Origin of the sequence: Pseudomonas sp. JL3 (assembly GCF_031570575.1) — a bacterium.
Classification (GTDB): domain Bacteria; phylum Pseudomonadota; class Gammaproteobacteria; order Pseudomonadales; family Pseudomonadaceae; genus Aquipseudomonas; species Aquipseudomonas cucumis.
On sequence record NZ_JAKWJK010000002.1, the window covers coordinates 21,270 to 31,785 of the forward strand.

The following is a 10,516-nucleotide window of genomic DNA, read 5'->3' on the forward strand; positions in this document are numbered from 1 at the left end:
CGTGGGAGCGTGGCTTGCCCGCGAAGAATGCACTGCGGTTTGTCAGCTACTACGCGTCATCGTTCTTCGCGGGCAAGCCACGCTCCCACAGGTTCTGCGCCGGCTGCGATCTTTTGATTTTGACTTTTGATCCGTCAGTCGCTCAGCGCAGCCAATATGTTGTGGGCGATTTTGATTCGCTCGGCGTTGGGATAGTTTTTGTTGGCCAGGATCACGATGCCAATGTCTTTCGCCGGGATAAAGGCGACATAGGCGCCAAAGCCGCCGGTTGAGCCGGTTTTGTTGATCAGCACAGTGTCGCGTTGCGGTTGTGGCGGATTCAGCCACCGGACTTCATGAGCCTCAAACGCCATTTGCGACGAGTTGCCCGCCAGCAATGTATCGAGCGTTACCGGATAGTTGTAGAACTCCCATCCCAACCCTTGAATCATGTCGCCAACCTGATAATAGCCTGTGTGAGTGATGGCGATGGCTTGCTGCAAGGGCTTTTCCAGCGAAGCGGGATTCATGTTCGCTTCAACATAGCGAAGCAGGTCCGAGGCGCTGGTTTTCACGCCATACGCTTCAGAATCCAGTGCGCCCGGTTCGATTCGCACAGGTTTGTGGTCTTTGCTGTAACCCTGAGCATAAAGCCCCATCTGATCCTGCGGCACCTTGAGGTAGCTGTGCTTGAGGCCGAGTTTCGGCAGCAAGGTTTTTTCCATCAGCTTATCGAATGGCGCACCCATGCTTTGCGCCGCCAGATAGCCGAACAATCCAAGGCTGGGGTTTGAATACTGGCGATGAGTGCCGGCGGCGTAGGTCGGTTTCCACTGCTTGAAATAGCCGAGCATTTTGTCCTGATGGTCTGCATCGCTGGGGAACTGCAGCGGCAGGCCGCCGGCGGTGTAGGTGCCGAGTTGCAGCACGCTGATGTTGTCAAACGTGCTGCCACGCAATGTGGGCAGGACCTGACTGGCGTTGTCCGACAGGGCCAGTTTGCCTGTGGCCTGGGCATAAGCGGCGAGGGTCGCGGTGAAGGTTTTGCTCACCGAGCCGATCTCGAACAGGGTGTCTTCGGTAACAGCTTTGCCGTTTTCTTTCGAGGCCACGCCGTAGTTAAAATAATGGGGTTTGCCATTGACGGTAATCGCGACCGCCACGCCGGGGATCTGCTGTTGCTGCATCACCGGCTCAATGGCAGCCTTGACGACGGCTTCGAGGCGGTCGCCAGCAAAGCTGTGACTGACGCCGAGTAGAAGTGCGAAAGCGCTGTAGGGCGCGAGTTTTCTCTGATTCTTTTTAGGCATGATTGAGTCACTTTCCATGAGTTTCTGTTGTGTTAACCGCTACACTCCAAGCGGTTTTTAAGCCGGTCCGCTGCTGGGCGAGCCAAATCTATGCAGTTTGGCGAAGACCGACAAACGACGATATTTCGGATGAGCCATTAGAAAATTTTGGGAGTTGGCATGATTCGACCTCATTTGCCGCTGAATGCGCTGCGCGCTTTCGAGGCTTCGGCGCGCCATTTGAGTTTCACGCGGGCGGCGGTGGAGTTGTGCGTCACGCAGGCGGCGGTGAGCCATCAGGTCAAAAGCCTTGAAGCCCAGCTTAACGTGACCTTGTTCAAACGCCTGCCCCGCGGCCTGATGCTGACCAGCGAAGGGGAAACCCTGCTGCCAGTATTGCGCGAGTCCTTCGACCGGATCGCCGAGACCCTGGAGCGGTTCGAGGGCGGGCATTTTCGCGAGGTGTTGACGGTGGGGGCCGTAGGGACTTTCGCGGTCGGCTGGCTGTTGCCACGGCTGGCGGATTTTCAGTCGAAACATCCGTTCATAGATTTGCGCCTGTCGACCAACAACAACCGGGTGGATGTGGCCGCCGAAGGTCTGGATTACGCCATTCGTTTTGGCGCGGGGGCGTGGCATGGGATTGAAGCGTTGCGGTTGATCGAGGCGCCGCTGTCGGTGCTCTGCGTTCCCGAGGTTGCGCGACAATTGCACACACCGGCTGACCTGTTGCGGCAAACGCTATTGCGCTCCTACCGCACGGATGAGTGGCCGGAGTGGTTCCAGGCGACCGGTCTTTCGGCCCATGCCGCAACGCCCCGGAGCATCGTCTTCGACTCGTCGCTGGCGATGATGGAAGCGGCGCTGCAAGGGGCGGGAGTGGCATTGGCACCGCCCTTGATGTTCTCTCGGCAACTGGCGGCGGGCGCAATCGAGCAACCGTTTGCCATCGGGATCACCACGGGCAGCTACTGGCTGACCCGCTTGCAGTCGCGACCTGAAACCTCGGCGATGGCGGCGTTCAAGGGCTGGTTGCTGCAAGCTTCGCTTTAATACAACACCCTGTGGGAGCGGGCTTGAGGTGCTTTCAGAAGCCTACCGCACCAGGCACGGCCGCTTGTTATCGAATTTCCACCCCGGAATCAGAAACTGCATCGCCACGCTGTCGTCCCGCGCACCCAGTCCCATGCCTTTGTACAACTCATGAGCCTTGGCCAGTTGATCCATGTCCAGCTCAACCCCCAGGCCAGGTTTTTTCGGTACCTGCACGCAGCCGTCGACGATTTGCAGCGGTGCTTTGGTCAGGCGCTGACCATCCTGCCAGATCCAGTGGGTGTCGATGGCGGTGATCTCACCCGGCGCGGCGGCCGCGACGTGGGTGAACATCGCCAGGGAAATATCGAAGTGGTTGTTGGAATGCGAGCCCCAGGTCAGGCCCCATTCGTGGCACATCTGCGCCACCCGCACCGAGCCCTGCAGGGTCCAGAAGTGTGGGTCTGCCAAAGGAATATCCACTGACTGCAGCTGGATCGCATGGCCCATTTCCCGCCAGTCGGTGGCGATCATGTTGGTCGCGGTTTTCAGACCCGTTGCACGGCGGAATTCAGCCATGACTTCCCGGCCTGAGTAACCGTTTTCCGCACCGCACGGGTCTTCGGCGTAGGCGAGAACATGATGCTGATCCCGGCACAGGCGGATCGCTTCTTTCAGCGACCAGGCGCCATTCGGATCAAGGGTGATGCGCGCATCGGGAAAACGTTCGGCGAGGGCGGTGACCGCTTCGATTTCCTCGTCGCCGCTCAACACGCCGCCCTTGAGTTTGAAGTCCTTGAAGCCATAACGGGCATGGGCGGCTTCGGCCAGGCGCACCACGGCGTCGGCGCTCATGGCTTTTTCGTGACGTACACGGAACCAGTCGTTGTCGGCGTCCGGCTCGCAGCGGTAGGCCAGATCGGTTTCGTTGCGGTCACCGACATAAAACAGGTAACCGAGCATCTTCACTTCGTCGCGCTGCTGGCCTTCACCGAGCAGGGCCGCGACCGGCACATCCAGATGCTGGCCGAGCAAGTCGAGCAGGGCGGCTTCCAGGCCGGTGACCGCGTGAATGGTGATGCGCAGGTCGAAGGTCTGCAGGCCGCGACCGCCGGCATCGCGATCGGCAAAGGTCTGGCGCACTTGATTGAGGATCTTCTGGTAAGTGCCGATCGGGCTGCCGACCACCCATGCGCGCGCGTCTTCCAGCGTCTGGCGAATACGCTCGCCACCCGGCACTTCGCCGACGCCAGTGTGGCCGGCGTTGTCCTTGAGGATCACGATGTTGCGGGTGAAAAACGGGCCGTGGGCGCCACTCAAGTTAAGCAGCATGCCATCGTGGCCGGCCACGGGAACAACCTGCATGCTGGTGATGATCGGGGCTTTTGCGGCTTCTTGTGGGTTCATTTTCTTGTCCTTAAAACCGTGCTCTTACATGAGTGTTCAGGCGTGATTAGGTGCTGGTTTGCCCAGGGCAACCACAGGTGCGGGTTTCGGTTTATTGCGCGCGGCGAAGACAATGATCGCGGCGATGATCGAGGTGGCGGCCAGGCCGTACAGCCCGCCCTGAATCGACCCGGTGTGTTCTTCCAGCAGACCGAAGGTGGTCGGCGCAACGAAGCCACCGAGGTTGCCCACCGAGTTGATCAGTGCGATCACGCCGGCAGCAATCCGTGCATCCAGGTACGCCTGGGGAATCGGCCAGAACAGCGACGATGCCGATTTGAAACCCAGCGCGGCGAAGCAGATGGCGACGAAGGCGAAGATTGGCCCGCCCGTGGTGGACATGAACATCCCGGCGGCAGCGATCAACAGCGCAGCGGCGACCCAGGCTTGCTGGTGTTTCCATTTGGCCGACAGCGTGGCGAAGGCATACATGCCGACGATCGACAGCAACCACGGAATCGAGTTGAACAACCCGACCTGAATGTCGCTCAGGTCGCCCATCTTCTTGATGATGCTCGGCAGCCAGAAGGTCGCGGCATAGATGGTCAGCTGGATGAAGAAGTAGATCAGGCAGAACAGGATGATCTGACGATCCTTGAGCAGCGTGCCCAGCGACGGTTTGATCGGCGTCGCGGCTTCGCGGGCCAGTTGTTCGTCATCGATGGCTTTGACCAGCGCGTCCTGCTCGGGACGGGTCAGCCATTTGGCGTCGTGGGGTTTGGAATCCAGCCAGAACCAGACGAACACGCACAGTCCGACCGAGAACATCCCCTCGATGAAGTACATCCATTGCCAGCCGTGCATGCCCAAACCACTGATTTGCAGCAGCAACCCGGACAGCGGACCGGAAATCAGCGACGCAATGGCCGAACCGCTGAGGAAGATCGCAATCGCCTTGCCGCGTTCGACGCCGGGCAACCAGCGGGTGAAGTAATAAATCACCCCGGGGAAGAAGCCGGCTTCGGCCACGCCCAGTAAAAACCGCAGGATGTAGAAGTGGGTTTCGTTCTGGATGAACGCCATGCAGGCGGCCACCAGACCCCAGGTCAGCATGATGCGGGTCAGCCAGATTCGCGCGCCGACTTTTTGCAGGAGGATGTTGGAGGGGACTTCGAACAGCGCGTAACCGATGAAGAACAGACCGGCACCGAGGCCGTAGGCGGCAGCGCCAATGCCTAAGTCATGTTCCATGTGGGCGCGGACGAAGCCGATGTTCACACGGTCGATGTAGTTGACGATGAACATGATCACGAACAGCGGCAGAACGTGGCGTTTCACTTTTGAGATGGCGGACTTCAGGACCGAATCGGCGCCATCGTTCATCCCGGATATGGATGTATTCACTGCTTTTTCTCCCACTCGTTATTTTTATGCGGGGTGTGACTGGGTGCTGCGTTGTTGATAGACATCATACAACTAGGTTTTTTTGTCCTACAAGTACTGTCTCTCAACAAAATGGCGCTAGGTGGGAGGATTTTTATTCGTTTTGTGGTTTTGTGTGACGTATTTACTGGGTTGTGTCAGGGTTTGTTCAGTCGGTGATTTTTTCTTTATCGCGATGATGAACCTGGATTTGATAAGTTTAAATCGTCTGTTTCAGCATGATGATTGAGTGTTGTCATACAAGTTTGGCGGCATTTTGTTGATATTCCCGTCACCGAGAAGCGAACGCAGTGCTACGATCCGGATACCCGCTTTACGGATAAATCACCATGCAAGAAGACATCGACGCACCCACCCGCAAGCGTGCCCACAACCTGGCCCATGATCTGGTGAGCAAACTGACCCAGAGCATCCTGCTCGGCCAGATGGTGCCGGGGGACAAGCTGCCGTCGGAGAACTCGATTGTTCAGGAGCATGGCGTCAGTCGCACGGTGGTGCGCGAGGCAATCTCGAAGTTGCAGGCTTCGGGGCTGGTGGAAACCCGTCACGGCATCGGTACTTTTGTCCTCGAGCGAGCACCGGATCAGGGGCTGCGGCTGAATGTCGATACCGCGCTGGGCGTGCGCAGTATTCTGGAGTTGCGCATGGGCCTGGAAACCCAGGCGGCGGCGCTGGCATCGGTTCGTCGCACAGACCAGCAGTTGGCGCAGATGCGTGAAGCGCTGGATGACTATCAAAGCCTGTTGGCCAACAACGACAGTTGCGTCGAGGCGGACAAACGCTTCCATCTGCTGATCGCCGAAGCCACCGGCAATGTGTGCTTCACCGAGATCATGCAGCACCTGGGCAGCGCCATGATCCCCCGAACCCGCGTCAATGCCGCCGAGCGCGGGTCGGCGGATTTGAGCAAGCTCGGTCAGCTCGCCAACCTCGAACACGAGGCGATTCTCAATGCCATCAGACGCCAGGATCCGGATGCGGCGCGGGCGGCAATGTGGTTGCACCTGACCAACAGCCGCGACCGCTTTTCGGCTGATCGGTAGTCGCCGTTGGTCTCCTCGATAGCACCCCGTTTGCAGGCTCGTTTCCAACCTGTACGGCCCAGATTCGCTGGACCTCATCAGTGAGGTGCGTCATGGCTAACGAGAACGCTGTCAGACCCCATCCCGATATGGACGATCCGTCGATGGATCACGACGTACCACCCGGCATGGACCCTTCGCGAGACCCGGCCGATTCGGAAGTTGAGCGTCCTGAAGACTGGAGGGACCCGGCTCTGGACCCCGATCTGGATGAAGACATTCCGGCGCCGGATGAGGAAACGCCATTGTCCGACGACAGGCGATAAACGAAACCCGGCCGATGCGCCGGGTTTTTTGTGGATGCAGGTTTACCGCGTCATCGTTCTTCGCGGGCAGGCCTCGCTCCTACAAAAGCATCGCCGCCGGATGCGATTGGCTTACCGCAACGAGCGATAGGCAATGGGGTCAATGTAAGCCGACTGGAGATCCCGCTCCGGGATTTCCCAGATGATTTGCTTTGGTGGCGTTTCTTTGTAGGCCGGGTTGTTGAGGTAGCTGTTTGCCGCGCCAGAGAACGCTCCGCCGTCTTTGGCGAAGTTACCCACGGGGGCGCTCAGTGCCTGCTGCAGAAACCCTGCGAAGTTGGAGTTGCGCGAGAATGAAGTGCCAATGAGCGCGGTGTTGGGGAGGTCGGCATCGCCAAAGAGGTCTGCCTCGGTATCAGGGCTGTCGGCTGACGCAACGGGAAGTTCGTGGGTGCTGGTCTGGGCCACCATTTCCGGGGCGGGTTGCCATTTGAGTGGCAGCCAGTCGATGCCTGCCAGATGGACCAGATCGCCAGGTCGCACCGCGAGCGGGACATGACTTTCGTTGAACGACCTGTGTGGCGTTGCGCTGATACCCAAGGTCTTCAGGTGCTGTGTGATGGCATCGGCCGCCGTCTTCGCGCCGGATTCGCTCCAGTGCGTATCGGTGCGCAACCAGGCACTGGCCCCCAGTGGCGTCAGCGCACCGGTGAGGTCCAGATTCGGCACGCCAGCCACATCCAGCTTCGAGGTCCAGGCCTGGATGCGCCCTTCGAAAGCGGCTGGACGGTGCAGTGCGCAACGCTGCTCGGAAGCGATGCGGCTCTTGTCTGGAACGATGACCACCAGGAGGTTGATGTCACGTTGGGAGAGCTGCTGCTTCAGATCAATCACTGCCTGGACTTTGGCATCGGCATTGCGCTGCGCTTGATGATTGACCTTGAGCTCATCGGCCAAAAACAACCATTCGGGACAACCCGAGCGAACCCGCGGCCCGGTGTCCCTGAGCAGCAGCCAACTGACACCGCGCTCCAGCTTGGCGAAAGTGGTGGGGAGGTCAGCGTTCGACAGTTCCCTGGCGATCCGATGAGTGATATCGCCGTCAAAAATCTGCGTGGTCAGCCCTTGATCGGGTAACAGCGAGATCTGCCCTGAAACGATCAGACGGCCAGAGGACAGCAGCCCGACGAACAGGAATATCAGCAGCGCCACACCTGCCAACCGACTGCCGGGTGTCGCCTGATCATCTGGCTGAGTGGAGGGCGGGGTGTGCTTTGGGGTCGTCATCAGAATTGGAAGTACAGGAAGGGTACGGTTTCGCGACTGGCGATCAATGCGAACGACAGCATGAAACCGGCGATGGGCCAAAGGGCGGCGGCGTTGAACACAAGGCCGCTCAGTTGTTTCTCACAGTAAGGGCGCAGCAGCGGTGCGATGACACCGAACACGCCCAGCAAGCCCGCAAGACCGTGTACCGGGCGCAGGGTCGCGGACAGTTCATCACCGAGGGCGATGCCCTGCAGGCCGAGCTGTCCGGCATACAGGTTCAGTGCGCTATGAAAGTCGGGGGCGCGGAACAGTGTCCAGGCCAGGCAGACGAATAGCAGTGTCAGCCCATGGGAAAGCACCGGCGGTACCGGGGGCAGGGTAGAGCTGTTCCAGGCGCGATTCACACACAACGCAATGCCATGGGCGCTGCCCCACAGCAGGTAGTTCCAGCTGTCGCCACCGTGCCAGAGGCCGGCGATGGCCATGATCAGGAACAGGTTACGATACGTTTTCCAGGTGCCGTTGCGATTGCCACCCAGCGAAATATAAAGATAGTCACGTAGCCAGCTGGACAGCGACAGGTGCCAGCGACGCCAGAAATCCTGAATGCTGTTGGCCAGATACGGACGGTCGAAGTTCTCGGGAAAGTGAAAACCCAGCATCAGTCCCAGCCCAATGGCCATGGCGCTGTAGCCGGCGAAGTCGAAAAACAGTTGCAGGGAGTAGGCAAGGCAGCCAACCCACGCGTCGGAGAAGCTGGGATTCGGCAAACTGAACGCCACATCGACCACGGGCGACAGGGTGTCGGCCACCAACACCTTCATGCACATCCCGACCATGAACCGGCGTGCGCCCAGCGAGAAATTCTGCAGGTTGAAGTCACGTTGATTCAGCTCACGCCGAACCCAGTCGTAGCGAATGATGGGGCCGGCGACCGAATGGCCGAACATCGAAATATAGGTGGCGTAATTAATGAAGCTGCGTTCGACCGGCACGGTACGGCGATGCACATCCACCAGATAGGAAATCGCCTGCAATACGATAAACGATAGCCCGGCCGGCATGATGACCCGCTGCCAGTCCAGCGGCATGGCGCCATACCAGGTGACGGCATCCATCAACGTGCCGGCGACGATGTTGGCGTACTTGTACCAGCACAGCACCGCCGTGTTGAGCACGATCAGCAGCGCGAGTAGCCGCACACGGCCCTTGCCCTTTTCCCGCAAGGCTTCAATCAGCAAGCCGCCGACCCACGCCGTGATCGTCAACATCACATGCACAGCGAGGAACCGAGGGCTCAACCAGCCATAAAACAGCCAGCTGCCGATCAGTAACGTGACGTTGCGCCAGGCGGCTAGGCACACTGTATAGCCGCACAAGAACAGCGGCAGGAACAGCGTCAGAAACTCGAGAGAGGCAAAAACCATGGTGGTGGCGCGATCCGATCAGTGGGCCAGGACGTCAGTCGCGAGCAACAGGTACGGGCCATTTGCGCCAGGTAGCAGCACAACGCTGTAGCGCTCGCCGGCCTTGAGCTGGCCCAGGTCAAGCGCAGCTCCGACGTTGGTTTGGGCGCAGACCAATTGAACCGACAGGCTGACCGGGTTGATCGCTCGACGTTGCACGCTGCCGTCGGCCACTTCCTTGAACAGGTCGGCATTCTTCCCCGCTGCGCGCAAACCGGCCTGGGGGCACGCTGGATCGGCGCTGATAAACGCCAGCGAAGCCCTCAGGCTATTGAAGTCGTCGGGTTGCTCACGGATGACGACCTGGCGGATACCTTGAGCGCTGTCTGGCAAAGCGACCACGCTGGCGAATTCGCCTGCCGCCACCTGGATGTCCAGTGGCTGGCTTTTGCCGTTGCGTTCCAGGGTGCCCTTGATCGGCTGGTTGGCGGGCACGGGCAGGTAGTCGGACACGGTATGGGTGCCTTCGAGTCTGAGGCTTGCCCGCGAGCCTTCGGCCAGCAGCTGTAACGGTTGGTCAGCGGCGTTGATAAAGCGCAGGAAGGCCGAGTCCTGATCCGGCCCCGTCGGGTACAGGGCAATATCGGCGGCCTGGGCGTGCAGGCTCAGCATCAAGGGCGCGAACAGTGCCCAGCCACATGCGGATCGGCTCATTTGCCGGCTCCTGTGCTGCTGACGCGGTCGTCGGGCAGTTTGGCCAACGCACCGCCAATCGCATTGCCCCATGCTTGATAACCGGCGACGGTGAAGTGCTGCCCATCGGTGGTGATCCACTGCCCGGGTTTGGAGAACGTCAACGAATCGATGTAGGTGCAAGGCGCTACGTTCGCGGCCAGAAACTGCGACATCAATTGGGTACGGGCATCATTCTTCTGGTACATGCCACCGGCTTTGCCCCAGGCCGGGCCCACCCAGGCGCAACGGGTCCCGGTGGCCGCGATGGCCTTGGCCAGGCCGGTGACGCTTTGCCATGCCCAGGCCTTTGGAAACACCGGCTTGTCATAGGACGCCATGGTGTCGCCGATGACCAATACCACCAGGTCCGGCTTGTCGGCGGCGATCAGGTCCTGGATCGGTGTGGTGGTTGCCTCGCGCCCTTTGATCACGATCTTGTCGTTGCCTTTGCGCTCGGCGCCGCAGTCGACCTTTTTGCTGATCAGCCAATCGCCGGCGCTGGCACCGCAGGCACCGATGGAATGAACCTGGGCGCCTTGGCGAGTCAGGTTGTCGTGCAGCGGCTCCAGCAAATGGTCCGCGAGACTCATATGGCTCTCCCCAAGAACAAGGAGAGTCAGACCGGCGAGGGCAGAAGTGGGCATCGAAAG

At 59.7% G+C, this 10,516-nt stretch carries 10 protein-coding genes; 3 read left to right on the forward strand and 7 right to left on the reverse strand.

Annotated features, from left to right (window positions below; genetic code table 11):
- Positions 1 to 134 precede the first annotated feature (134 nt).
- The gene (gene ampC, locus MMG91_RS03290; RefSeq protein ID WP_310658738.1) at positions 135 to 1,289 is read right to left on the reverse strand and encodes a class C beta-lactamase; all 1,155 of its coding nucleotides are present in this window, start codon (positions 1,287 to 1,289) and stop codon (positions 135 to 137) included.
- 159 nt (positions 1,290 to 1,448) lie between these two features.
- On the opposite strand from ampC, the gene MMG91_RS03295 reads away from it, so the two are divergent.
- Positions 1,449 to 2,321, forward strand: a complete 873-nt coding sequence (locus MMG91_RS03295) for a LysR substrate-binding domain-containing protein (RefSeq protein ID WP_310658739.1) — start codon at positions 1,449 to 1,451, stop codon at positions 2,319 to 2,321.
- 42 nt (positions 2,322 to 2,363) lie between these two features.
- Here MMG91_RS03295 and gudD read toward each other — a convergent pair whose 3' ends face one another.
- Positions 2,364 to 3,707, reverse strand: a complete 1,344-nt coding sequence (gudD, locus tag MMG91_RS03300; protein WP_310658740.1) for a glucarate dehydratase — start codon at positions 3,705 to 3,707, stop codon at positions 2,364 to 2,366.
- 36 nt (positions 3,708 to 3,743) lie between these two features.
- Complete coding sequence (locus MMG91_RS03305; RefSeq protein WP_310658741.1) at positions 3,744 to 5,090, reverse strand: MFS transporter; 1,347 nt, start codon at positions 5,088 to 5,090, stop codon at positions 3,744 to 3,746.
- A gap of 368 nt (positions 5,091 to 5,458) precedes the next feature.
- Here MMG91_RS03305 and MMG91_RS03310 point away from each other — a divergent pair, with 368 nt between their 5' ends.
- Positions 5,459 to 6,172: a FadR/GntR family transcriptional regulator gene (locus tag MMG91_RS03310; protein ID WP_310658742.1), complete on the forward strand. Its 714-nt coding sequence runs from the start codon at positions 5,459 to 5,461 to the stop codon at positions 6,170 to 6,172.
- A gap of 92 nt (positions 6,173 to 6,264) precedes the next feature.
- Positions 6,265 to 6,477 (forward strand): hypothetical protein, encoded by a 213-nt coding sequence (locus MMG91_RS03315; RefSeq protein ID WP_305446235.1) that lies wholly within the window; start codon positions 6,265 to 6,267, stop codon positions 6,475 to 6,477.
- Positions 6,478 to 6,588: 111 nt separating this feature from the next.
- Here the strand turns inward: MMG91_RS03315 and MMG91_RS03320 are convergent, their stop codons facing one another.
- The 4 genes from MMG91_RS03320 to MMG91_RS03335 are packed head-to-tail and all read right to left on the reverse strand — an operon-like array spanning position 6,589 to position 10,510.
- Complete coding sequence (locus MMG91_RS03320; protein ID WP_310658743.1) at positions 6,589 to 7,743, reverse strand: alginate O-acetyltransferase AlgX-related protein; 1,155 nt, start codon at positions 7,741 to 7,743, stop codon at positions 6,589 to 6,591.
- Positions 7,743 to 9,152, reverse strand: coding sequence for an MBOAT family protein (locus MMG91_RS03325; protein WP_305446233.1), 1,410 nt, complete (start codon positions 9,150 to 9,152; stop codon positions 7,743 to 7,745). Before MMG91_RS03325 ends, MMG91_RS03320 begins: the two co-directional genes overlap by 1 nt.
- Positions 9,153 to 9,170: 18 nt before the next feature.
- Positions 9,171 to 9,845 carry an alginate O-acetyltransferase AlgF gene (locus tag MMG91_RS03330; RefSeq protein WP_310658744.1) on the reverse strand — a complete coding sequence of 225 codons (675 nt, stop codon included), beginning with the start codon at positions 9,843 to 9,845 and terminating at the stop codon, positions 9,171 to 9,173.
- Positions 9,842 to 10,510, reverse strand: a complete 669-nt coding sequence (locus MMG91_RS03335) for an SGNH/GDSL hydrolase family protein (RefSeq protein ID WP_310658745.1) — start codon at positions 10,508 to 10,510, stop codon at positions 9,842 to 9,844. The genes MMG91_RS03330 and MMG91_RS03335 overlap by 4 nt, the downstream gene beginning before the upstream one ends.
- Positions 10,511 to 10,516: the final 6 nt, after the last annotated feature.

Coding starts and splice junctions, on each gene's coding strand:
- ampC (WP_310658738.1), bottom strand. CDS start 1,289: ATGCCTAAAAAGAATCAGAGAAAACTCGCGCCCTACAGCGCTTTCGCA.
- MMG91_RS03295 (WP_310658739.1), top strand. CDS start 1,449: ATGATTCGACCTCATTTGCCGCTGAATGCGCTGCGCGCTTTCGAGGCT.
- gudD (WP_310658740.1), bottom strand. CDS start 3,707: ATGAACCCACAAGAAGCCGCAAAAGCCCCGATCATCACCAGCATGCAG.
- MMG91_RS03310 (WP_310658742.1), top strand. CDS start 5,459: ATGCAAGAAGACATCGACGCACCCACCCGCAAGCGTGCCCACAACCTG.
- MMG91_RS03315 (WP_305446235.1), top strand. CDS start 6,265: ATGGCTAACGAGAACGCTGTCAGACCCCATCCCGATATGGACGATCCG.
- MMG91_RS03320 (WP_310658743.1), bottom strand. CDS start 7,743: ATGACGACCCCAAAGCACACCCCGCCCTCCACTCAGCCAGATGATCAG.
- MMG91_RS03325 (WP_305446233.1), bottom strand. CDS start 9,152: ATGGTTTTTGCCTCTCTCGAGTTTCTGACGCTGTTCCTGCCGCTGTTC.
- MMG91_RS03330 (WP_310658744.1), bottom strand. CDS start 9,845: ATGAGCCGATCCGCATGTGGCTGGGCACTGTTCGCGCCCTTGATGCTG.
- MMG91_RS03335 (WP_310658745.1), bottom strand. CDS start 10,510: ATGCCCACTTCTGCCCTCGCCGGTCTGACTCTCCTTGTTCTTGGGGAG.